General features: G+C 52.2%; 23 protein-coding genes. 12 read left to right on the top strand and 11 right to left on the bottom strand.

The window, feature by feature from the left end; translation table 11 throughout:
* The first annotated feature begins 8 nt into the window (after nucleotides 1–8).
* From HV314_RS20245 to HV314_RS20220, 6 genes are read left to right on the top strand one after another with little or no spacing between them, the layout of a single operon-like run.
* Nucleotides 9–785: a fimbrial biogenesis chaperone gene (locus HV314_RS20245; protein WP_046275745.1), complete on the top strand. Its 777-nt coding sequence runs from the start codon at nucleotides 9–11 to the stop codon at nucleotides 783–785.
* 12 nt (nucleotides 786–797) lie between these two features.
* Nucleotides 798–1403: a fimbrial protein gene (locus HV314_RS20240; RefSeq protein WP_019076065.1), complete on the top strand. Its 606-nt coding sequence runs from the start codon at nucleotides 798–800 to the stop codon at nucleotides 1401–1403.
* Nucleotides 1400–2464, top strand: a complete 1065-nt coding sequence (locus HV314_RS20235; protein ID WP_016155754.1) for a fimbrial protein — start codon at nucleotides 1400–1402, stop codon at nucleotides 2462–2464. The genes HV314_RS20240 and HV314_RS20235 overlap by 4 nt, the downstream gene beginning before the upstream one ends.
* 9 nt (nucleotides 2465–2473) lie before the next feature.
* Nucleotides 2474–3016 carry a fimbrial protein gene (locus HV314_RS20230; protein WP_137379584.1) on the top strand — a complete coding sequence of 181 codons (543 nt, stop codon included), beginning with the start codon at nucleotides 2474–2476 and terminating at the stop codon, nucleotides 3014–3016.
* A gap of 1 nt (nucleotide 3017) precedes the next feature.
* Nucleotides 3018–4685 (top strand): O-antigen ligase family protein, encoded by a 1668-nt coding sequence (locus tag HV314_RS20225; protein WP_181546558.1) that lies wholly within the window; start codon nucleotides 3018–3020, stop codon nucleotides 4683–4685.
* A 1-nt stretch (nucleotide 4686) separates the two neighbouring features.
* Nucleotides 4687–5406 (top strand): EAL domain-containing protein, encoded by a 720-nt coding sequence (locus HV314_RS20220; RefSeq protein WP_049040762.1) that lies wholly within the window; start codon nucleotides 4687–4689, stop codon nucleotides 5404–5406.
* Nucleotides 5407–5421: 15 nt separating this feature from the next.
* Here the strand turns inward: HV314_RS20220 and HV314_RS20215 are convergent, their stop codons facing one another.
* Entirely contained in the window at nucleotides 5422–5832 is a 411-nt protein-coding gene (locus tag HV314_RS20215) for a Spy/CpxP family protein refolding chaperone (RefSeq protein ID WP_181546556.1), read from the bottom strand.
* A 178-nt stretch (nucleotides 5833–6010) separates the two neighbouring features.
* Nucleotides 6011–6778: an amidohydrolase gene (locus tag HV314_RS20210; RefSeq protein ID WP_181546554.1), complete on the bottom strand. Its 768-nt coding sequence runs from the start codon at nucleotides 6776–6778 to the stop codon at nucleotides 6011–6013.
* A gap of 173 nt (nucleotides 6779–6951) precedes the next feature.
* Between HV314_RS20210 and ivy the strand changes: the two genes are divergently transcribed.
* Nucleotides 6952–7398, top strand: coding sequence for an Ivy family C-type lysozyme inhibitor (gene ivy / locus HV314_RS20205; protein WP_047498493.1), 447 nt, complete (start codon nucleotides 6952–6954; stop codon nucleotides 7396–7398).
* Between the two features lie 51 nt (nucleotides 7399–7449).
* Here the strand turns inward: ivy and fadE are convergent, their stop codons facing one another.
* Nucleotides 7450–9894, bottom strand: coding sequence for an acyl-CoA dehydrogenase FadE (gene fadE / locus HV314_RS20200; protein ID WP_181546552.1), 2445 nt, complete (start codon nucleotides 9892–9894; stop codon nucleotides 7450–7452).
* A 239-nt stretch (nucleotides 9895–10133) separates the two neighbouring features.
* Between fadE and lpcA the strand changes: the two genes are divergently transcribed.
* Nucleotides 10134–10712 (top strand): D-sedoheptulose 7-phosphate isomerase, encoded by a 579-nt coding sequence (lpcA, locus tag HV314_RS20195; RefSeq protein WP_016155760.1) that lies wholly within the window; start codon nucleotides 10134–10136, stop codon nucleotides 10710–10712.
* A gap of 149 nt (nucleotides 10713–10861) precedes the next feature.
* On the top strand, nucleotides 10862–11629 hold the full coding sequence (locus HV314_RS20190) for a class II glutamine amidotransferase (RefSeq protein WP_016151816.1): 768 nt from the start codon (nucleotides 10862–10864) through the stop codon (nucleotides 11627–11629).
* Here the strand turns inward: HV314_RS20190 and dpaA are convergent.
* Nucleotides 11600–12340 (bottom strand): peptidoglycan meso-diaminopimelic acid protein amidase, encoded by a 741-nt coding sequence (dpaA, locus tag HV314_RS20185; protein ID WP_016151817.1) that lies wholly within the window; start codon nucleotides 12338–12340, stop codon nucleotides 11600–11602. The two genes, HV314_RS20190 and dpaA, sit on opposite strands and share 30 nt — an antisense overlap.
* A 349-nt stretch (nucleotides 12341–12689) precedes the next feature.
* Between dpaA and HV314_RS20180 the strand changes: the two genes are divergently transcribed.
* Nucleotides 12690–13451, top strand: a complete 762-nt coding sequence (locus tag HV314_RS20180) for a C40 family peptidase (RefSeq protein WP_016155761.1) — start codon at nucleotides 12690–12692, stop codon at nucleotides 13449–13451.
* Between the two features lie 38 nt (nucleotides 13452–13489).
* Here the strand turns inward: HV314_RS20180 and HV314_RS20175 are convergent, their stop codons facing one another.
* Genes HV314_RS20175 through HV314_RS20145 form a run of 7 tightly spaced genes read right to left on the bottom strand, consistent with a single transcriptional unit; the run spans nucleotide 13490 to nucleotide 19747 of the window.
* Nucleotides 13490–15583: a flagellar biosynthesis protein FlhA gene (locus tag HV314_RS20175; protein WP_016151819.1), complete on the bottom strand. Its 2094-nt coding sequence runs from the start codon at nucleotides 15581–15583 to the stop codon at nucleotides 13490–13492.
* The gene (flhB, locus tag HV314_RS20170) at nucleotides 15567–16706 is read right to left on the bottom strand and encodes a flagellar biosynthesis protein FlhB (protein WP_181546550.1); all 1140 of its coding nucleotides are present in this window, start codon (nucleotides 16704–16706) and stop codon (nucleotides 15567–15569) included. The genes HV314_RS20175 and flhB overlap by 17 nt, the downstream gene beginning before the upstream one ends.
* On the bottom strand, nucleotides 16696–17478 hold the full coding sequence (gene fliR / locus HV314_RS20165) for a flagellar biosynthetic protein FliR (protein WP_046275396.1): 783 nt from the start codon (nucleotides 17476–17478) through the stop codon (nucleotides 16696–16698). The genes flhB and fliR overlap by 11 nt, the downstream gene beginning before the upstream one ends.
* A 1-nt stretch (nucleotide 17479) precedes the next feature.
* Nucleotides 17480–17752 (bottom strand): flagellar biosynthetic protein FliQ, encoded by a 273-nt coding sequence (locus HV314_RS20160; protein WP_016151822.1) that lies wholly within the window; start codon nucleotides 17750–17752, stop codon nucleotides 17480–17482.
* Nucleotides 17753–17764: 12 nt separating this feature from the next.
* The gene (gene fliP, locus HV314_RS20155) at nucleotides 17765–18523 is read right to left on the bottom strand and encodes a flagellar type III secretion system pore protein FliP (protein WP_016151823.1); all 759 of its coding nucleotides are present in this window, start codon (nucleotides 18521–18523) and stop codon (nucleotides 17765–17767) included.
* Entirely contained in the window at nucleotides 18520–18891 is a 372-nt protein-coding gene (locus HV314_RS20150; protein WP_016151824.1) for a FliM/FliN family flagellar motor switch protein, read from the bottom strand. The genes fliP and HV314_RS20150 overlap by 4 nt, the downstream gene beginning before the upstream one ends.
* Entirely contained in the window at nucleotides 18884–19747 is an 864-nt protein-coding gene (locus HV314_RS20145) for a FliM/FliN family flagellar motor switch protein (protein WP_019076071.1), read from the bottom strand. The genes HV314_RS20150 and HV314_RS20145 overlap by 8 nt, the downstream gene beginning before the upstream one ends.
* 594 nt (nucleotides 19748–20341) lie before the next feature.
* Here HV314_RS20145 and HV314_RS20140 point away from each other — a divergent pair.
* Both HV314_RS20140 and HV314_RS20135 read left to right on the top strand, forming a co-directional pair.
* A complete protein-coding gene (locus HV314_RS20140; RefSeq protein WP_016151826.1) occupies nucleotides 20342–21328 on the top strand; it encodes a sigma-54 interaction domain-containing protein in 987 nt (328 codons plus the stop codon).
* 47 nt (nucleotides 21329–21375) lie between these two features.
* Nucleotides 21376–21738, top strand: a complete 363-nt coding sequence (locus HV314_RS20135) for a flagellar hook-basal body complex protein FliE (RefSeq protein ID WP_029139418.1) — start codon at nucleotides 21376–21378, stop codon at nucleotides 21736–21738.

The raw sequence follows: 21738 nt of genomic DNA, 5'->3' as shown, positions 1-21738 counted from the left end.
ATTTTGTCATGAATAATCAAGCTTTTTACTCCGTGCAGCGTTGGCTTAAACCCGTGGCCTGTGGCCTGCTTTTGATTGCAGAGATCAACACCTCATGGGCGGGTATTGCGCTCGACCGTACCCGCATGATCATCACTGGTGATGCGCGCTCAGTCAGTGCGAACTTAACCAATACCAGCCCGAGCATTCCGTTTCTGGCTCAGTCGTGGGTGGAAGATGCCAACGGAACAAAAATTACCTCGCCGCTGATGGTCTTACCGCCGCTGCAACGAATTAACGGTGGGCAAAAGGGAATTGCCCGCGTGACGAAAACCAGCGGGATCAACGCCCTGCCGCAGGATCGCGAGAGCTTGTTCTACCTGAACGTACGTGAAATTCCGCCTAAACCGGATAAGCCGAACGTGCTGCAACTGGCGATGCAGTCGCGCATCAAATTGTTCTACCGTCCGGCCGCCATTGTGCCGGAAACGCCGGGCGCCGTGTGGCAAAACCAACTGGTCTTTCACAAGCAGGGCCAGCGCTGGAGTGTGGATAACCCAACGCCTTACTTCGTCACCTTAATCGGCTTAAGCCGCAAGCCAGAAGCGCAGGGAGGCGGCAGATTGACCGACTTCCCCGGCGTTATGGTCTCACCAAAATCCTCTCTCGATTTCAGCGTCACGGACGGCAGCGTCAGCCAGTTCAGCATGATGTACGTGAACGATTTTGGCGGTCATCCCGAACTGAAATTCAGCTGCACAGGCAATGTATGTAAAGCATTGCCGATGGAGCAACAGCCCCGGTAACAGGAATCGTAAATGAAAAAGATGCTTTGCGCCCTGCTGATGGCGGGCATGGCCTGGCAGGTTCAGGCCACCAGCGGCCGCCAGGATATGAGCAACGTGTCCGGTGAGTATGGCAACGTCCGCTTTCACGGCCGGGTCTACGTGTCGCCGTGCGTGCTGGATATGGCCTCACGCGATCAGACCATCAATCTTGGTGATATTTCCGCCAGTCGGTTTCGCCAGGGCGGCGATCGCAGCGAACCGGTGTTGGTCACGCTGTACCTGAACGGCTGCTTAAAGGGCTCTGGTCATACCCTGAGGGATTTCCCCGGGCAGACCAGCGAAATGCCCGAGCTGGCGCACAGCACGGTGGAACGTGGCGTTTCGATGACGCTGATGGCCGAAGGCGCGCCGGAAAACAGTGACCTGGGGCGTATTCGTGGTGATGTGCGCGGCGCGGGCATTCGGCTACTGACCGAGCGTAATCAGCTGATCCATCTGAACCAACCGCAACGTATGTGGATCCTCAAACCAGGCGATAACGCCATTCACTTTCTGGCCACGCTGGAATCTTTTGGGCCAGAGGTGACTGCCGGAGAATTTAACGGCCTGGTGAGACTTAAGCTGGAGTATCTATGAGCGTATTACGCAAAGCGCTGTTGTGGGTTGCCCTGGCTGGCTGTCCACTGGCCGGGCAGGCATTTACACAGGGGGAAGGTGAGCCGGAGGGCGGGTCGCCGCATCAGTACGATATCGAATTGAGCTCGCTGGATGTCAGTAAAAACCACGTGGGTGGCAGAACGGATCCGTTTACCTGGAATCTGGGCAGTTGGTATGTGGTGAATTTCTATTGCGAGCAGGCTGACATCTCCCGGTCGCCGATTTACTACACCACCACGACTACGATGCCGCCTTCAAATCAGGGGGCGAACCGTTTTCGGCTAAATGAGTATCTGGATGTGGAAGTGCAGGTGTGGGTTGCCGGGGGCTATAAACAGTATGTTCAGGCGCCTTTTACCAACGTTTCAAACCGCAACAGCAATAACACTTGCAAAAAGCGCAAGGGCTACACGCGCGCCACTAACGTTGAAAGTGGTTCAAAAGGGAAAGTGACGTTTATTGTCACTAAACCCATTATCAACGGCATCAATATCACTTCCCAGTCTCTGGTGGAGGTTGCCGGGCGCATGGGGAGCGCGGGACCTACGCCCACTACGGCGATTTCCCGTGTGGTGATTAAATCCGGGCTGATTACCGTACCGGACAAATGCACCTTCAACCGGGGAGACAAAATCAGCATTGAGTTTGGCGATCTGCCAGGATCCGCTGCCCGGCTCAATGGCACTAACTACAGCAAGTCGATCCCCATTCATGTTGTTTGTGAAGGCGGCAGCTTCGATCAGGGCGCGCTGAACATTAATCTTGGCGTACAAACTACCACGGCGTCAGGCACGGCGGGGTTCAACGATCATCTCCTCGGCACGCTGAGCGGCGGACAAAAGCGCGACGATCTCGGCATTATGCTTAAAGACGAGAGCGGTGGCACCGTCGTGCCCAATCAATTCTATAACGTGAAAGGTTTTTACCAGAATCAGGGCGACTGGAATCTCACCGCTGCACCGGTGGCAAAGCCGGGCGTGGGAAGCGTTAAGGAAGGTGAGTTTGAAGCCTCTGCCACCGTTGTTGCGCAGTTTCAGTAGGGGGATGCCATGAGATTTTCGGCGTTATTCGCGATCGGCGTGTTACTGCTTGGCGGCATGGCGCAGGCCGACACCAAACTGGTCGGCGGCGATATGTATTTTCACGGCACTATCAGAGCGCTGGCCTGCAGCCTGGCACCTGGAGGCGACAAAATCGAGGTCGATTTCGGGCAAATCGCAACGCAGGATCTCTATCTTTCGGGGCGCAGTAAGCCGGAAAAATTCAGCATTCAGCTACGCGACTGCAACCCAGAGGTTTTTCGCGGGATCTCGGTCACTTTCAGTGGTAGTGAGGATGCTGAGCTTGCCGATCATCTTGCGCTGGATAGCAGTGAACAGGGCGGCGCGACAGGGATCGGTATTGGGATGAGTGAAGAGGACGGCACGGCAATTCGCCTTGATGAGAGCACGTCAGTCAAAGAGATAACTGCAGGCTCGATGACGCTAAATTTTTGGGCGTGGGTCGCAGCAGAGCCGTCGGCGATAAAAAATCAGTCTCTCGAATACGGTCCGTTCAGCGCCAGCGGAACCTGGACACTGAACTACCAGTAGCATGATGAACGCACTGAATCGTATTGCGCCGCTGCCTGCGCAGAAATTATTGCTCGTTATTAGTCTGTTTTTCTGGTGTGGGGTAATGCATCTCTACTGGCCGAATAACGGCGGCAGCGGTCTGTCGTTGCCGCTTAATATTACGAGCTGGATTTATGCCGTTGTGCTGGCTGCAAGCGCATCAGTGCTGGTGCCTCGTCAACACTGGCGCATCACTGTCCCTGCCACGGTTTTTTCGATGGGGGCGCTCATCCTGACGCTGCTTTGTCTGCTGACGCCTGGCGTCTGGCAGTTCGAGGCGCAGCTGGTCGCAGGGGCGCTGCTGGGAGGCGTGCTCGTCTATCTGGTGACATTACAGATTCCGCTTGCGGCAAACACCCTGACGGTACTGCTGACCCTGCTATGGGGCGCGTGCGTCATCGAATGTCTGGCGTTTTTGTATCAGTACTGGCATTTGCCGGGTGTTGATTACTGGGAGTTTGCCTGGCGACGCGGTACGCGGCCCTACGGTATTTTTCAGCAGGTCAATCTGATGGCCAGCTTCACTGCATCTGGTGTGCTGCTGTCAGCTCCGCTCTTTGTACGGCTACGCGACAGATATCGAATTGTCATCGGGATTGCCCTGGTGATGATGGGCTTTGTGCTGCATGAATCCCAGTCGCAAACCGGCTATGTGTCTGTGGTGGTAGGTGAAGTCTTGCTGCTGGTGGTTTTCCCGGCGCAACGCCGTATGTTGTTGCTACTTCTGTTGCCGCTGGCGTTAGGCATGGTGGCGGGCACGCTCGCTCGCCATTTTTTGTCCGTTGCTACAGTCGATCACTTGACCACTTCCCAGGTGCGCTGGACGGTGCTTAAAACGTCACTGGCATTATTTGCCGAACGCCCGTGGACGGGGTGGGGCGTGGGCAGTTTTGCCGCCGTGTTTCTCGAACGTGCGGGGCCGTTGGGGCTGAGCAGCATCTCGCATCCGCACAATGAGCTGGTGCTGTGGCTGGTGGAGGGCGGCCTGGTTGGGCTGGCGGGGACGCTGTGCTTTATTACGGGAGGCTTCTGGCTGTGGATGCACGGAAATCGCTGGCGTCGCGCCTGTCTGGTGGCGGCGCTGCCGGTGGTTATTCATATGTTGACGGAATACCCCGTCAGGCAGTCAACACCACACTGGTTACTGCTGATCCTGCTGCTTCGTTGTGCAGATAGCCCGCTAAAAGGGGCTCGCCTGACGCTTACGTCGACGTCGCTGATTCGTGCGCTGGCATTGATCTCGTTTTTGACCTTCACGCCATTGTTGCTTCTCTCACTGCACACGCAACAGCAGTTGACGCTGGCGGAGCGACAGTCAGCGCAGTGGCGTCTGGCCGAGTCGCTCCCGGTAGGAGGCTGGCTCCTTGCCCCTCGCTACCGGTTTGATGTTCAGATGGGGTATCTGCAACGGTATCAGCGTTCCCGGGACGCTCGCTGGCTGGAAGCGGTTCGCCGCTGGGCGCCTGACTATGTGCGTGTTCACCCAGACCCGAATGTCTCCTTCACGCAAATCTTGCTGGCGTTACAGCAGCGCGACCTACCTGAGGCGCATCGTCTGGCGACGCGCTTTTACCTGACATACCCGAACGATCGCCGTATCCCGTGGCTGCAGGATGCACGACGTCCTTTCAATCAAAAAATGGAATGATATGAACAGATTCAGCGAACAGACCCGCCCTGGGCCAGAGCTTCCCCGCAACGCCGAGCTGCTGCGGATCACCGGGATCCGTTTGCAGCGTATCCATTTTTTTGATGATGCATCGCTGGATGTCTGCGAGGTGTTAAGTCAGGTACGCACGCCGCTACCGCTCGATCTTTTTTTCAAGCACCTTTCCATCACCGCAAAACAGCAGCTATTTCTGTGGCAAATGCGGCAGGTACTGGCACTCTCAGGAAGTTATTCGCTGAATTTATCCGTCAGGATGCTGACCTGTCTGTCGTGGATTGCGCAGCTCGCCCGGCAGGCGCATCAGGGGCGGATTGTTATCGAAATACAGGATCCTGGCACCATGATGCGACTGGAAAAGGCAGAACAGCAGGCCGTATGCATTGCCGTTAAAACCCTGGTGCGTCACGGGTTTCGCGTGTGGCTGGATGATGTTTCGCCTGAGCTATTTTTTGTCTGGCGACTGTCTGGCATCCGTTTCGATGCCATCAAAATTGAAAGCGGAATGTTTCATCAGTTCAGGACGTCGGATTGGCAGTTAAGGGTACTGGTCAATCAATTTCGCGGGCTGGGAGAACGGGTTGTGATCGAGGGGGTGGAAACGCCGCAGGATTATGCCATTTGCCGTATGAGCGGCGCAGATGCTGTGCAGGGATTTTTGTTCGAGCAGGAAGTATTACCGAAAAGCCTGAATCATTGCTGATTCAGGCCATGGTCATTATTCGCTCAGCGTCTGTGCGATATCTTTTTGCACCTGCTGGCGCTGTTCTGGGGTCAGTACTTTGTTCAGGTCGAAATAGTATTTCACGCGGTAATAACGCGCCTGCTGTTCGATATTGCTGAAGGCGGAAAGCTGTTTTTTGACGGCGGCTTCATCCCATTTCCCGGACTTGATGACGTCAATCAACGCGCCGTCTTTATCATCCTTCACCGATATCTGGCTAACGTTGGTTTCAAGCTGCTGGTGCAGCTTTTTAATCTGCGCAACCTGGTCAGTGCTCAGTTTAAGGTGCTGAACTACCGGGTCCTGAGCTGGTGCGGGTACATTGGATACGTTTGCTGCAAGCGTGCTAAAAGAAGCGCCAGCCACGGTTGCCGCCAGCAAAGTCATGCGTACGAAGTTCTTCATTTCGGGATCCTGATAAGGGAATTATTAACATTGTCTGTCACTCGCTGGAGACGAGTGATTATCCTTTGCAGAATACGATGCCCGAAACACGTCGCCACGCGAATTTGTTTTGCGGTTGGTTACGGAGTGAAACAATCCCGCTACGGAAAACGTTGTGCAGCGGGAGGGAAGGCGATATCTACAGCGTGAACGGGTCAGCGTCCTGCCAGGCGGGGAATTTCTCGCGGTACTCGCGCAGCGCCGAGAGTGACAGTTCAGCGTCAATGCGCGTAGCCTGATGCGGCTCGGCGGTGGCAATAATCTCCCCCTGCGGATTAATCACCCGGCTGTCACCGCGATAATGATGGCCGTTACCGTCAGTACCCACGCGGTTACATCCTGCTACATAAGCCTGGTTCTCAATTGCCCGCGCGGTGAGCAGAACCTGCCAGTGTAGCGAACGCGGCGCCGGCCAGTTGGCGACATACAATGCCAGGTCGTAATCGTTGCGGTTGCGCGACCATACCGGAAAACGCAGGTCATAACAGACCAACGGCAGAATGCGCCAGCCGCGCCATTCAAAAATAACCCGCGCGTCACCCGCCTGATAATGTTGATGTTCATCCGCCATGCGGAACAGATGGCGCTTGTCATAGAAATGGACATTACCTTCGGGTTCGACCAGCAAAAAGCGGTTTACCGAGCCACGTTCAGACAAGAGAGCGGCGCTGCCGGCAATCAGAGCCTGTGTCTGCTGCGCTTTTACTCGCATCCACTGGATCACCTCTTCCTGCGCGAGTGACTGAACGGCGGCCTCCATAGCAAATCCGGTAGTAAACATCTCGGGCAGGACGATCACGTCGCGTCCGGTGAGTGTTTCCAGCAGCCGATCAAAGTGGCGCAGGTTAGCCGGACCATCCATCCAGACTAAAGATTGTTGCAAGAGAGTAATCTTCAAACCAGACACAGTACCAAACTCCTCGTTGTGGGCTTAAGTTAACTCTAACATCTTATTCGCGGAGTGTGTGGGTGGGGGACATATTGAAAGGCCATTTTCCAGAAACCGCTGATTTGCATTTATCAGTATCTCCAACCACCATTTATAGGCAGAATAATGCGGGGATCGGCCAAGGAGGAAAAATGCTAAAGATATTAACCACTATCGCTACGATGGTCGTGGCAACAGGTGCAATGGCGCAAAGCGATATTAACCTGAGCACTCTGGCGAAAGATGATGCGACAAAAGCAGCGTACAGCCAAATGGTGGAAGGGAATAAATTGCCCGCATGGATCAATAAAGGGGGAACATCTTCCCCGACGCAGACGGTGAAGCTGGGTGGCGAATCATACCAGGTTCTGAGCGCGTGCAAACCGCATGATTGCAGTGCAGAACGTATTGCGGTGCTGTGGTCAGAAAAGTCACAGCAGATGATGGGGGTGTTCTCAACGGTTGATGAGAAAACCTCACGAGAGAAACTAACGTGGCTGAACGTGAGCGACGAGCTGTCAATCGACGGTAAAACGGTACTGTTCGCTGCGCTGAGCGGGAGCCTGCAAAATCATCCTGATGCGTTTAACTACAACTAATGTGTAAGCAAAAAAGCGGAGCTTCAGCTCCGCTTTTTATTTCGCCGATATTCAGGCCGCTTCGATTTTACGCACTTTCTCTGGCAGCTTTACCGGCTGAGTCGCCAGCGCCTCGGGTTCAAAGTCATCCACGTTGATGCTACGCAGACGGCTCGCTTCGGCTTTCACCAGAATTGCGGCTTCGTCTTTATCAATCAGCCCTTTAGCCAGCGCATTGTGCGCCAGTTCATCCAGGCGGGTAAACGGCAGGTTTTTACCCAGCTCTTTGCAGATCCGCTGGTGGATAGGGTCGGCTGCAATCACATCCAGCAAAGTCTCTTCCAGCAAACCTACCGGGTTATGCTCGCTCGGCGTCAGGTATTGACCGCGGCCAAGGCGAGAACGGGTGGCGCTCGGAACCTGCAGAATCTTCGCGACTTTATGATCCAGCTTGTCAGACGGTGCATGGTAGTGGCGACCGGTAGGGAAGATAACCACATTCAGCAAGCCCGCGACCAGTCGGTTCGGGAAGTTTTTCAGCAGGTCGTCCATCGCCTGTTCCGCTTTGTACAACGCATCCTGAACGCCCCAGTGAACCAACGGCAGGTCTGCTTCATTACGGCCTTCATCGTCATAACGCTTCAGTACCGCAGAGGCCAGATACAGCTGACTTAATACATCGCCCAGACGCGCGGAGATACGTTCACGGCGCTTCAGGCTACCGCCCAGTACGGCCATGGAAACATCTGAAAGCAGTGCCAGGTTAGCGCTCAGACGGTTCAGATGCTGGTAGTAACGTTTGGTCGCATCGCCGGTTGGCGTGCTGCTGGTTAAGCCACGCGTCAGGCCCAGCCAGAAGCTGCGCACTTTGTTACTGCCGACGTGGCCGATGTGTTTGAACAGCAGCTTGTCGAACGCATTCACATCGTTACTCTGTGCCGCAGCCATCTCTTCCAGAACGTACGGATGGCAGCGAATCGCCCCCTGACCGAAGATCATCATGCTCCGGGTCAGAATGTTGGCACCTTCAACGGTAATGGCGATAGGCGCGCCCTGATAAGCACGGGCGAGGAAGTTGCTTTCGCCAAGCATAATGCCTTTACCGCCAGTAATATCCATTGCATCGATGATTGACTGCTGTCCACGGTGGGTACAGTGATACTTCACGATGGCCGACAGCACCGCCGGTTTTTCACCCAGCATAATACCGTAGGTAATCAGCGACGCTGCTGCATCCATCACGTACGCGTTACCCGCAATACGTGCCAACGGCTCTTCAATACCTTCCATCTTACCGATAGAGATTTTGAACTGGCGACGAATGTGCGCATACGCGCCGGTTGCCATTGCCACCGATTTCACGCCGCCCGTCGAGTTAGACGGCAGGGTAATACCGCGTCCCACGGACAGACATTCCACCAGCATGCGCCAGCCCTGACCGGCCATTTTTGGGCCACCGATGATGTAATCAATCGGCACGAAGACATCTTTACCCAGCGTCGGACCGTTCTGGAACGGCACGTTCAGCGGGAAGTGTCGACGCCCAATTTGTACGCCTGGGGTTGACGTTGGGATCAGCGCACAGGTAATGCCAAGATCTTCTTCACCACCCAGCAGTTTTTCCGGGTCGGAGAGTTTAAATGCCAGACCCAGTACGGTAGCGATAGGCGCCAGAGTGATATAACGCTTATTCCAGGTCAGGCGCATACCCAGCACCTGCTGGCCCTGCCAGTCGCCCATACAAACCACGCCGGTATCAGGGATCGCGCCTGCGTCGGAACCCGCTTCCGGGCTGGTCAGAGCAAAGCAGGGGATCTCCTGACCACGTGCCAGACGCGGCAGGTAATGATTCTTCTGCTCTTCGGTGCCGTAATGCTGCAGCAGTTCGCCAGGGCCTAAGGAGTTAGGTACGCCAACGGTGATCGCCAGGATCCCGGAAACGCCGGAGAGTTTCTGCAGAACGCGAGCCTGAGCATACGCGGAGAATTCCAGCCCGCCGTACTCTTTCTTAATGATCATCGCGAAGAAGCGGTGTTCTTTCAGATACGCCCACAGTTCCGGCGGCAGATCCGCGAGTTCATGGGTGATCTGGAAGTCGTTCGCCATGCGGCAGGCTTCTTCCACCGGGCCGTCAATAAACGCTTGTTCTTCAGCTGTCAGATGCGGCTGAGGATAGTTATGCAGTTTTTTCCAGTCTGGCTTGCCCTGGAACAGGTCGCCTTCCCACCAGGTTGTACCGGCATCAATCGCCTCTTTCTCAGTACGCGACATCGGCGGCATGACTTTACGGAAACCGCGGAACACTGGCGCAGAGATCATGGATTTGCGCATTGGAGTAAAGTTAAACGGTACGAGGAGAATGGCCAGAGGAACCAGCAGCCAGATTGACCACAGGCCAACCACGCCAAGCGCAGCTGTCCAGGCGAGCAAAATTAAGCTGCTGAGGAATAAGCTCACGCGGTGATAAAACAGAACGCTGAGCAGAACAACCGTAGCGATAATACTCAAAATCATCATAACGAAAAGCTCCCTTGCTTGTAGGAGGTCTGACCACTTGTGATGATATGGTTGTAGTGGATGTAAATTCTTTTAGCAATGTGTTTACAAAATAATTACAACAAAGCTCACATTGTTGCTGTTTTAACCGGCACAAAAAATCAAAAGCCGCAGCCATTCCTGTGGCTTGTACTTCTCGCTGGTAGCGCTATCCGGTACACTGCATCTTGTCATTTACATTCATGCTGAAGGATATCCTCATGTACCAGGATCTTATTCGTAACGAACTGAGCGAAGCGGCGGAAACGCTGGCTAATTTTCTTAAAGATGACGCCAATATTCACGCCATTCAGCGCGCGGCGGTCCTGTTGGCAGACAGCTTTAAAGCTGGCGGTAAGGTACTTTCTTGCGGTAACGGCGGTTCCCATTGCGACGCGATGCACTTCGCCGAAGAGCTGACCGGACGTTATCGCGAAAACCGCCCAGGCTACCCGGCGATCGCTATCTCTGATGTCAGCCATATCTCCTGCGTCAGCAACGATTTCGGTTACGATTATGTCTTCTCCCGCTACGTTGAAGCCGTGGGTCGCGAAGGCGATGTCCTGTTAGGCATCTCTACTTCAGGGAATTCCGCTAACGTGATTAAAGCGATTGCCGCAGCGCGCGAGAAAGGGATGAAAGTCATCACCCTGACTGGTAAAGATGGCGGCAAAATGGCGGGTAGTGCGGATATCGAAATTCGCGTGCCGCACTTTGGCTATGCTGACCGCATTCAGGAAATTCATATCAAAGTGATCCATATCCTGATCCAGTTGATCGAAAAAGAGATGGTGAAGTAAGAAGGCTATTTTATTTGCCATTTTGAATCCGGGCAGTGCCCGAAATCCTCACGTACTACGTGTACGCTCCGGTTTCTGCGCGCTGTCCGAATCTAAACTGGCTGCAACAATTACGCCTTCCCGCTTAAAGGCGTTTGTGGAGGTGATGTATGTGCGAACTGCTCGGGATGAGCGCCAATGTGCCAACCGATATCTGCTTTAGCTTCACCGGGCTGGTTCAGCGCGGCGGAGGTACCGGGCCGCACAAAGACGGCTGGGGTATTACGTTTTATGAAGGTAAGGGCTGCCGTACGTTTAAAGATCCGCAACCCAGCTTTAATTCGCCTATCGCCAAACTGGTACAAGACTATCCCATCAAATCCTGTTCCGTGATTGCCCATATTCGTCAGGCGAATCGTGGCGAAGTGGCATTGGAAAACACCCATCCATTTACGCGTGAACTGTGGGGACGTAACTGGACGTACGCTCATAATGGACAGCTCAGCGGCTATAAATCGCTGGAAACCGGTAATTTCCGCCCGGTCGGGGAAACCGACAGCGAAAAAGCTTTCTGCTGGCTGCTCCACAAGCTGACTGAACGGTATCCGCGTACGCCTGGCAATATGACGGCAGTGTTTAAATATATCGCGATGCTGGCAGGAGAATTGCGTGAGAAGGGCGTCTTCAACATGCTGTTGTCTGACGGGCGTTATGTGATGGCTTTCTGCTCGACCAACCTGTTTTGGATTACCCGTCGTGCGCCGTTTGGCGTGGCGACACTGCTGGATCAGGATGTGGAAATCGATTTTAGCTCAGAGACCACACCCAATGATGTGGTCACCGTGATTGCCACTCAGCCGCTAACCGGCAATGAAACCTGGCAAAAGATTATGCCAGGCGAGTGGGCGTTATTTTGTCTCGGGGAGCGTATAGTTTGATGCCAGTTGCGGCTGAACCACTTCGTGACTCAACGGCTTGCTGATAACGTAACGGCCATCGACGACGGAAACGGTCGGTGGCTTACGCGTTTGTTCAAAGTAATCGTAGCCAGGCTTTAGCTGCGCCCAGAATTCTTTGTAATACGAGAACTTATGGCGCTGCATGTTGGCATCGGTCATGCGGAATGGATAAATGCTAACCTGCACGCTGGACTGCCCAAACACCAGTGCGCCGGTGACAAACTGGAAAATCTCATCAATGCCGTTGTCGGTCATTGCGTAGCAGCCGACGGAAACGCAGGCGCCGTGGATCATCAGGTATTTACCTTCATAACCGTGTGCGCGGTCGTAGGCGTTAGGGAAACCAATGTTAATCGCTTTATAAAAGCGGCTATCCGGTTTCAGCTGTCCGCGCTGTACGCTGTAAAACCCTTCCGGGCTTTTGAAATCGCCCTGACGCTGTTTCGGACCTAAGCCGCCGGAATAATTGCAGATCTTATAGCTGTCGAGCAATTGATACTGTTCGCCCATCTTGACGTACAGATCCAGCGTTCGCTCTTCTTTGAAGATCTGGATATAGACGGGGGAGCCCATTAATTGCTGCTTATATTCTTTGCTGACAGGCGTAGTCGGGCTGCTGCTGCTCAGCAAACCGGCAAATGAAACGCACGGCAATAAAAGCATCGCAAGAAAAAATGCGATTTTACGCATACTGCTTATTCCTTGATAAAACGATTACACACGCCAGGACGGCAAAAAGAGTTCCCAAATCGGATAAATCTGGATCTGGAGCGCTCACATTATCACCCAGAGAGTTTTTCGCAAGTCTCTCGTGCGGCGTTTACACTTTAGATTTTCTTTATACGGAAAATTGTGCTTAAAGGCAGTCAGACACTGACGTATTTTGCGGGTTAGCGCACGTCATTAAGTCTTCTGAGTGCAGAATTCCTAATATATTGAATTTAAAAAATTAATAATTTAATAATCGAATATTAAAATGGAATGCCCGGCAATAGCGGTAGACTGCGGCGAACGTGTTTGATTAGGTAGTGTTGTTTTCATGTCTTTTGTCTCTGCGCCCCGACGCTTTTTGCCGGGTCTGCTGTCTTTGTGTGTTGTGTTGTCCTCGCCGTCTGTCGCCAAAGTTCAGCCCCTCTTATCTGACGCCCATTTAAGCTATGCGGCGCAATTACGCATGCGTAACCGCGCCCGGCTGCTGAAGCAGTACCACGCGCAGGTAAAAAAGCAGGCAAGTTATGTGGTGGAAGGTAATGCGCAAAGTAAAAGCGCGCTGCGCCAGCAAAACAGGACGCTGATTAAACAGCACCCGGAGTGGTTCCCGGGGCCACTAAAAGCGAGCGATCAACGCTGGCAGGAGCTGGCTGAGAATGACCATTTTCTCAGTAGCGATCATCTGCACAACATAACCGAAGTGGCAATCCACCGTCTTGAGCAGCAGTTAGGTAAACCCTATTTGTGGGGCGGGACCAGCCCGGAACAAGGCTTTGACTGTAGCGGGCTGATCTTTTATGCCTACAACAAAATTCTGGCAGCAAAATTGCCACGTACGGCGAATGAAATGTATCACTATCGGCGGGCGACCATCGTCGCTAATCGCGACCTTCGTCGTGGTGATTTATTGTTCTTTCATATTCACAGTCGGGATATTGCCGATCATATGGGCGTCTATTTGGGGCAGGGACAATTTATTGAATCGCCGCGTACGGGAGAAACGATTCGGGTGAGCAATTTATCCGATGACTTCTGGCAGGATCATTATCTCGGCGCTCGTCGTATTCTGACGGAAAATACCATTCTGTAATCAAAAAGGCGGTGCGAATGGCACCGCCTCGTCAGGGGTTAACTCAACGCCCCCATGATCTTTAATTCCAGCTCATCCGGAACTTCGTTATATGACAACACCTGTAAGCCTGGTGCAAACAGGCGCGCATAGCGCGCAAGCAGAGGACGTAGCTGCGGTGCGACCAGCAGTACCGGCTCTTTACCCGCGGCTTTCATCTGTTCTTTAATCTGCGGCATATTGGTCTGGAACTGATTCAGCATATTAGGATCGACCGGTACGCTATCGAGCACCACTTTTCCACTTTGCTGAGCCTGATTCACTACATTAGCCAGCAGATTCTCCAGCTCATTATTCAGCGTGTAGACCGCCAGCTCATCTTTGCGCACAAACGGATGGGTAATGCTGCGACGGAGCGCCAGACGCACATCTGCCGTCAACAGAATATGATCTTTAGTGACGGCGCTACTGGCGACCAGTACGGTGGCAATGGTAACGATATCGCGCAGCGGCACGCCTTCGACCAGTAGCGCCCGATAAACTTTCAAGAGCTGGCTGTAATTCAGCGCCGCGCTCAGATCTTCCGCCAGACGGGGGGCCATCGAAGAGAGGCGGTTATGCAGTTGGGTAATATCATCGTAGTTAAACAGGTCGGGAATAAAGTTGCGAATGACCTTATTCACATGCGTCGCAATGACGCTGGCACTATCAATGACCTGATACCCCATATTTAGCGCTTTGGCTTTTTGCGCCGGGACAATCCACGTCACCGGCATACCGTAGGCCGGATCGTGGCCTAAAACACCATCGATCTCGCCATACGTTTCACTGGAGGGCAGCGCCATCAACTTATCTGAGGGAATATCAGCCTCATCAGCCTTGATCCCATTGATAAAAATGGCGTACTGGGTCGGTTTTAGACGGAAGTTTTCGCGGATGCGAATTTCCGGGAGCAGCACGCCGTTAGTGTCTGAGATAACCTGCCGTACACCGCGAATACGTTGAGTGAGCGGATTCCCTTTGGATTTGTCTACCAGCGACACCAGCTTGTACCCCAGGCTCAGGCTGATTGGCTCGATCAAAGGAATAGTTTCCCAACTGACCTGTTGCTCAGTGGTTTCAACGATAGTTTTGGTCAGCGTCTCAAGATTTTTCTCTTCAGTTTCAGCCACCTTCGGGCGCTTGCTCATACGCCAGGCGGTGAAACCCATCAGGGCGCTGAACACCAGAAACGGGAAATGCGGCATTCCCGGTACCACCGCCAGTACAAACATAATGCTGGTGGCGGTATAGAGTACGGAGGGGCTGGCCAGCAACTGGCTACGCACGTCTGTGGCGATATCACCGCTGTCGCTCACGCGAGTAACGATAATCGCCGCCGCCGTCGACAGCAGCAGAGACGGGATCTGGGCGACCAGACCGTCGCCGATGGTCATCAGTACGTATTGCTGGAATGCGGCTTCGGCGCTTAAATCGTATTTGAAAATACCGATACAGACGCCGCCTATCAGGTTGATGGCCAGGATCATCATCCCGGCGATGGCATCACCGCGCACGAACTTCGACGCACCGTCCATTGCGCCATAGAAATCCGCTTCGCCCGCCACATCTTTACGTCGCGCCTGCGCCTGTGCCTGATTAATCAGGCCTGCGTTCAGATCGGCATCGATCGCCATCTGCTTCCCGGGCATGGCGTCCAGCGTAAAGCGGGCTGAAACCTCGGAGATACGCTCGGCACCCTTGGTAACCACGATAAAGTTGATGATCATCAGGATGATGAACACCACAAAACCGACGACAAAGTTACCGCCGATCACCACCTGACCAAAGGACTCAATCACCTTACCGGCAGCGCCTGCGCCCATATGGCCGTGCAGTAACACCACGCGCGTTGATGCTACGTTCAGCGTCAAGCGCATTAAGGTGGTGATCAGCAAAATGGTCGGGAACAGGCTGAATTCGAGCGGGCGTTTCGCGGAAACGGCCACCAACAGCACCATCACCGCCAGCACGATGTTAAAGGTGAACAGAATATCCAGCACGGCCGGTGGTAATGGCAGGATCACCATCGCCAGGATAGACAGTATGACCAGCGGAATGCCGATGTTACCGTTACGCAGCAGCGCGAGGAATTGTTTAGTTGTTTTCGGCATCCAGTTTAAGAACCTCTTTTGGAATGGAAATATGTCTGTTCAGCGAAGGGCGTGATTGTGAACCGTCACGCCAGTGTTTCATTTGCAGTACATAGGTCAGGACGTGTGCTATCGCCCGATAAAGTTGAAATGGGATCTGTTGATTGACCTGGGTGGTGTAATAAACGGAGCGCGCCAGCTTAGGAAATTCAACAATCTCAATATTGCTCTCCGCCGCCACCTGACGGATATACAGCGCGATTTCATCGGTGCCTTTGGCGACAACGAAGGGCGCGGCGGCGCGCGACTGGTCATACTGTAGCGCCACGGCATAGTGGGTTGGGTTGGTGATCACCACATCGGCTTTTGGCACCACCTTGCGAATTTGCCCCATCGCCATTTGCCGTTGCAGGCGACGGATCCTGGCCCGTACCTCCGGCTTACCTTCCTGATTTTTATACTCTTCCTTCACTTCCTGTTTGGTCATCTTCAACCCTTTGGTGAACATTTTCTTCGCCAGAGGAACATCGATCACCGCGAAAAAGACAAACAGGATGACAAAGTTGCGCATGATGCTGCTGTACAGCGCCAGGCCATCGCTGACGGCCTGCTTGAAATACAGCTCCTGCAGTCCCAGGAAGGCGGCAACATTATTGCGCACGCTAATCCACAGCATCACCAGCAGCACAATCGCTTTGAGCGTCATCTTGCCGGTGTCCACCAGATGGTCGGTGGAAAACAGACGGCCAATTCCTTTGAGCGGGCTTAATTTGCTAAAGTCCGGCAAAATTTTCTTTGGCAGGAATAACCAGCCTCCGGGAATCAGCGAGGCAAACAACGCGGCGACCGGCATGGGTAACAGTGTCAGGATGAATTTGGCTAAAATCAGCAGATGGTGCTCAAGGAACTGGCCGATAATGTCCGGATCATTAATGTTCTGCGCATACTGATGCACACTGATAAAGCTTTCGCGGACAAAATCTTCATACCAGGGGAAGCTGCTGGAGATCACCATAAACGCGGCAAACAGACTGGCGGCAAGCCCCATATCTTTTGAGCGCGGAATTTGCCCCTCTTGCCTGGCTTTGCGAAGTTTTTGCGCCGAGGGTTTTTCTGTTTTTTCTTCGCTGCTGCTATCCGCCATAGTGCCCCTTGAGCGCGTCAAGTTGCTGCAAGACGAAATTTGCCAGGTGCAAATAGTGGTCGGGCAGGTTGTAAAGCAGAGTCGCAAAGCAGACAAGACCCGCCAGCATGTTGATCGGAAAACCTAACGAGTACAGGTTGAGCGGAGGCGCAATGCGGTTCAACAGGCCAAAGCAGCCCTGGACAATCAACATGATAAAGGTTGTCGGTAGCGCCAGCAGGGTGGCCGCGGCAAACACCCAGCCCAGCCCCAAGGAAATGGTGCGCAAAGATTGTGGATGCAGCGCATTACCAATCGGCCAGTAAGTAAAGCCTTTGAATAAAATGCTCACCAGCAGCAAATGCCCATCCATCGCAAAGAACAGGATCACCGCGTAGATGTTGATCATCTCCGCCAGCACCGTCGTTGATGCGCCGCTGCTGGGGTCATTCATCACCGCCATGCTCATCCCCATATTGAAAGAGAGGATCTGGCCGGCCAGCTGCAGCGCTAAAAATAAAAACTGCAGCATCAGGCCGAAAAGCATGCCCCACAGAAACTGCTCTGCGGTCAAAATAATGCTGTTGATCGACAGCAGGCTGTCAGGAACCGGATGGGGAATAAGCGGCGTAATGATAAAGGCCAGCGCCAGGGACAAAATTATGCGTATTCGCACCGTGAGCGCCGCGTTATCCAGTACCGGCGCGTAGTGAATAAACGCCATAATGCGCACGAATGGAAACCACATGCCCAGTATCAGGTTACTTAACTGTGTAACGTCTGTTTCGCGCATGTCAGTGCACCAGAATGGCGGCCTGAGTGAACAGATGCACGCAGAGATCGCTTAACTGGACGATCATCCATTTTCCGCTAATGCCCAAAACTGCGAGGGTGACGATAAGCCTGGGCAAAAAGCTGAGCGTTTGTTCGTTAATCTGCGTAACGGCCTGAAAAATGCTGACCAGCATCCCCACCAGCAGGCTGGGAACGACCAACACGCAGACTAAAATGATCACGACTTTTATGCCGCTGGCGACGATATCTGCCGCTACATCAATGGTTAACATATCCGATCTCCGTTAGCCCAGTCCCAGACCGCGAATACTGGAGGTCAGCGTACCGACGGTCAGCGCCCAGCCGTCAATAAGCACAAACAGCATCAGCTTAAAGGGGAGGGAAACGATCAGCGGTGACAGCATCATCATCCCCATCGCCATCAGCACGCTGGCGACGATCAGGTCGATCACCAGGAACGGGATGTAAATCATGAAGCCTATCTGGAAGGCGGTTTTAAGTTCGCTCAGCACATACGCCGGGACGATAATGGAGAGATCCTGATCGGCTGCATTACCTTTCGCGTTGGCGATCGTCATGATCTGCGCAATCGCTTTTTTGTTGGTCTGCGCCAGCATAAAGCGCTTCAGGGGCGAGGCGGCAGTACTCAGGGCGTCAGGGAGTGTGATTTGATCGTTTTCAAAAGGCACAACCGCGTGGTCGTAAATGTTGATCCAGACCGGACGCATCACCAGCATGGTTAACGACAGCGCAATGCCTATCAGTATGCGGTTGGGTGGCGTTTGCTGTAGCCCCAACGCCTGGCGCAGCAGGGAGAGAACAATAATAAAACGCGTAAAGCAGGTCATCATCAGCACCAGGGTTGGCAGAATGCCCACCAGGGTCATCAGGATCAGGACCTGGATTTTTACGCTGTATTCCTGGCTATTACCGTGTGAAATCACATTCAGCAACGGGATATCTCCCCCTTGCGCGCAGGCAAAGGGAGAAAGGATGAGTAATGAGATACCCAGTATGAGCGTGAGGGTTGGTGCGCGTTTCATGGTGCCAGGTCGTTGATTTCATGCGTGTTGAATTCAAGGACGCGCAGGCCATATTTTTCATTGACCACCACCACTTCAGCCTTGCCCAGCAGGATGTTATTAACCTTAATATCCAGCGGTTCACCGGCAAGCTTGTCCATCTCAATGACGGTGTCGTCATCAATGTTCAGCAGATCGGACAGCATCACTTCCACGGATGACACTTCCAGCGTTAGCGTGACCGGAATACGTTTGAGTAATGACATCGACTCGGAAAAGCGGTCTTCTAAACGCGCCACCAACGTTTCTGTTGCCGACGGTGCCGTTGGCGTGGTTGTTTCGGGCGCTAACTCGAAACCTTGCTCTAAAATATCTTCTGGCTTACTCATAGGATTTCTCCGTCTTGCTCGTTAATTCGGATAAAAACAGTTTGTCTTTGTCCTCTACGATCAGGGCATTAAATAATTCGGATTTCCCAATATAAACAGGGAAAGTTTCAGGCATTGCGATAGGTAAAATATCCCCGGGTTTAATTGTCGTCAGGTCGGCGACATTGAGGGGAATTTCTGCAATCTTGACGTTCATGGTCAGCGGCAGCGTATGAATGATTTCTTTAATCAGCGTTTTTTTACGCATCTCAACGTTGGCTTTATCAACCTGCTTTTTCTTCTCGCCGTGCTCGCTACGGCGGATTAAATTCAGAATGTAATCGGTATGGGAATCGTCCAGTAAGATGCGGAAACTGCAATTCTCCTCATCACCTAAAACAAAAGTGAGCTGATAAGCCCAATGTGTTTGTACGGTACTGCTGTCAGGTTTAAGCGTCAGCGGAATGCCTGATATATTTTTATTAAAAATGATATTGCTAATATCCAGCGCCAGCCTGCTTCTCAGCCGGGTTTCCGTCTTGGTTGGTAAATCATCTTCTGAATTTTCGTCTGCAAGCGATGAAGTCAGGCCATAAAAGTTACCTAATAACATTAACAATAACGCGCGATCGATATCAAAAGCCAAATGTCCAACCTGCGAGACTAATAACTCAGCGCTTTTATTGATAACGTCCATCTCACATTGTATTTTTCTGAGTGTTATATTTGTGCGATGTTTTTTCAGAAAATAGTTTCCGAGATGTGATTCAATTGTATCAAAATTACCCGTAAACATAGTCGGCAGACGATGATAAGGACGCCCAAGCCGGTTGCCTTCAAGTTTAAAGATTCCGGGCGTTTGACTATATTTCAGCATGGTACGCTTTCTCAGCTGTAATTTTTGGGGCGGATGAGTTGATATCAAATCCCGCGGTTATAAAAGAAAATACTACTCCATTTAATTTATGGTTCATCCTTGACGCTTTCTCATATTGTTGAAGTCCATTAGATATGAAATGCAGTACCTACTCTCGTCTCTGATGTAGGGCTGGACATTAGATATTTTACCTCTCTCCTCTGCAAGTTATTAATGGTGTCAGGTTATAATTAAAAAATAATTAATTACATATACGTGATGCTCCCCGCTAATCCTCTTACCTTGGCAAGGCACGTCTTGTGTGCCTTGGTTTCATATCTCTACATCCATAACTTGTTGTTTTTTATGGAATAATAATTTTATTATCTTTTAATTTAAGATTGTTAAAGGCACCGGTGTTACTATTTTTTTAGGAAAAACCCTATTTTGAAATAGTCTTCGATAGGGCTGCCCTTTGATGGGGCGGTAAAACATGAGCAAGGATGGGATTAAAACATGGCACGGGCGATATCTATTATTCGATGATTGTGCTTTGGAATGATTTGTGTATTTCTCGTAACGGATGTTAACTTTACTTCTAAGTGTAAAATAATCATGTTTGAACTTATTGCCGAAGCAGCCTCCAGTATCAATGTTTTTTCAATGGCAAGGCGTATTGCTGCGTTTAATGTTCCAGTGCTTATCCATGGTGAAACCGGTACTGGTAAAGAATGTATCGCCAAATTTATCCATTCAATTACGTTTGCGCAGGAGCCACAGGCCCCCTATATCGGGGTGAACTGTGCCGCTATCCCTGAAAATATGCTCGAAGCCACGTTGTTTGGTTATGATAAAGGGGCATTCACCGGAGCAGTGGCGACCGTGCCGGGGAAAATGGAATTAGCCAATAACGGTACATTATTACTGGATGAGATTGGCGATATGCCTTTAGCGCTACAGGCTAAAATATTGCGTGTATTGCAGGAGCAACAGGTTGAGCGCTTAGGCAGTAACCGTTTAATCAAACTGAACTTCCGTTTAATTGCCTGTACCAATAAAAATCTTGAAGAAGAAGTGGCTGCAGGACGCTTCAGAGAAGATCTCTATTATCGGTTGTCAGTTATTCCGTTGACGATGCCGCCGCTGCGCGAGCGTATGGAAGACATTATTCCGCTGGCGGAGTCCTTTATCAAAAAATACTCCACGGTACTGGTTAAAAATATCAAGCTTTCTGAATCGTCACGCCGGGCGTTACTCAGCTACGAATGGCCGGGGAACGTGCGTCAACTTGAGAACGCTATCCAACGGGGAATGATCCTGAATCGTGATGGTGTCATTTATCCCGATACCTTAGGTCTGCCATCCATTGAATCTGATTCCTGGAGCGAACCGCAATGGCAGCCAAAGCCCAGTATGCCAATAACGACCAGCGATAATCTGGGTCAGCATGGCCGTAGCGCGCAGTATCAATATATCGCTGACCTGATGCGTAAATATCAGGGTAATAAAACCAAAATTGCTGATTTATTAGGCATTACCCCACGCGCGCTTCGTTATCGTCTGGCGTCAATGCGAAAACAGGGAATAGAGATCTTTTCCTGAATCAGTCTGTGGTAGCGAGAACGCTTTTTTAATTTTAAGAGTAGGTCATGAGCATAAATACGATAGCCCCAGCCAGTACGATGCAGACGCAAATGATGCAGGACATGCAGCAGATGAAAGCGGTCGCTCAGGCGCCTGTCCTTTCGCCAATGCAGATTAACGCCGTGGGCGCCCAGTCGGCATCATCTCCGGTCTCGTTCGACCACGTCATGCAAGGCGCACTGAATCATGTTGATCAATTTCAGCAGGTCGCGGAGCAAAAACAAACGGCCATTGAGATGGGGAAAAGCGACGACCTGGCGGGGGCCATGATTGCCAGTCAGCAGGCATCGTTATCGTTTTCTGCTCTGGTTCAGGTCAGAAATAAAGTCGCTTCCGGATTCAATGACCTGATGAGCATGTCAGTCTAA

The organism is Citrobacter sp. RHBSTW-00887 (assembly GCF_013728095.1).
GTDB lineage: Bacteria > Pseudomonadota > Gammaproteobacteria > Enterobacterales > Enterobacteriaceae > Citrobacter > Citrobacter braakii.
Note: the sequence above shows the minus strand (reverse complement) of the source record. Positions and strands in the feature narration are given on the sequence as shown.

Excerpts from the sequence above, each read along its gene's own strand:
- fliR (WP_046275396.1), bottom strand. The coding sequence starts at position 17,478 with ATGCGCGAAACAGACGTTACACAGTTAAGTAACCTGATACTGGGCATG.
- HV314_RS20245 (WP_046275745.1), top strand. The coding sequence starts at position 9 with ATGAATAATCAAGCTTTTTACTCCGTGCAGCGTTGGCTTAAACCCGTG.
- lpcA (WP_016155760.1), top strand. The coding sequence starts at position 10,134 with ATGTACCAGGATCTTATTCGTAACGAACTGAGCGAAGCGGCGGAAACG.
- HV314_RS20220 (WP_049040762.1), top strand. The coding sequence starts at position 4,687 with ATGAACAGATTCAGCGAACAGACCCGCCCTGGGCCAGAGCTTCCCCGC.
- ivy (WP_047498493.1), top strand. The coding sequence starts at position 6,952 with ATGCTAAAGATATTAACCACTATCGCTACGATGGTCGTGGCAACAGGT.
- HV314_RS20235 (WP_016155754.1), top strand. The coding sequence starts at position 1,400 with ATGAGCGTATTACGCAAAGCGCTGTTGTGGGTTGCCCTGGCTGGCTGT.
- fliP (WP_016151823.1), bottom strand. The coding sequence starts at position 18,523 with ATGAAACGCGCACCAACCCTCACGCTCATACTGGGTATCTCATTACTC.
- flhB (WP_181546550.1), bottom strand. The coding sequence starts at position 16,706 with ATGGCGGATAGCAGCAGCGAAGAAAAAACAGAAAAACCCTCGGCGCAA.
- HV314_RS20150 (WP_016151824.1), bottom strand. The coding sequence starts at position 18,891 with ATGAGTAAGCCAGAAGATATTTTAGAGCAAGGTTTCGAGTTAGCGCCC.
- HV314_RS20215 (WP_181546556.1), bottom strand. The coding sequence starts at position 5,832 with ATGAAGAACTTCGTACGCATGACTTTGCTGGCGGCAACCGTGGCTGGC.
- dpaA (WP_016151817.1), bottom strand. The coding sequence starts at position 12,340 with ATGCGTAAAATCGCATTTTTTCTTGCGATGCTTTTATTGCCGTGCGTT.
- HV314_RS20225 (WP_181546558.1), top strand. The coding sequence starts at position 3,018 with ATGATGAACGCACTGAATCGTATTGCGCCGCTGCCTGCGCAGAAATTA.
- HV314_RS20175 (WP_016151819.1), bottom strand. The coding sequence starts at position 15,583 with ATGCCGAAAACAACTAAACAATTCCTCGCGCTGCTGCGTAACGGTAAC.
- HV314_RS20190 (WP_016151816.1), top strand. The coding sequence starts at position 10,862 with ATGTGCGAACTGCTCGGGATGAGCGCCAATGTGCCAACCGATATCTGC.
- HV314_RS20145 (WP_019076071.1), bottom strand. The coding sequence starts at position 19,747 with ATGCTGAAATATAGTCAAACGCCCGGAATCTTTAAACTTGAAGGCAAC.
- fadE (WP_181546552.1), bottom strand. The coding sequence starts at position 9,894 with ATGATGATTTTGAGTATTATCGCTACGGTTGTTCTGCTCAGCGTTCTG.
- HV314_RS20180 (WP_016155761.1), top strand. The coding sequence starts at position 12,690 with ATGTCTTTTGTCTCTGCGCCCCGACGCTTTTTGCCGGGTCTGCTGTCT.
- HV314_RS20135 (WP_029139418.1), top strand. The coding sequence starts at position 21,376 with ATGAGCATAAATACGATAGCCCCAGCCAGTACGATGCAGACGCAAATG.
- HV314_RS20160 (WP_016151822.1), bottom strand. The coding sequence starts at position 17,752 with ATGTTAACCATTGATGTAGCGGCAGATATCGTCGCCAGCGGCATAAAA.
- HV314_RS20240 (WP_019076065.1), top strand. The coding sequence starts at position 798 with ATGAAAAAGATGCTTTGCGCCCTGCTGATGGCGGGCATGGCCTGGCAG.
- HV314_RS20230 (WP_137379584.1), top strand. The coding sequence starts at position 2,474 with ATGAGATTTTCGGCGTTATTCGCGATCGGCGTGTTACTGCTTGGCGGC.
- HV314_RS20140 (WP_016151826.1), top strand. The coding sequence starts at position 20,342 with ATGTTTGAACTTATTGCCGAAGCAGCCTCCAGTATCAATGTTTTTTCA.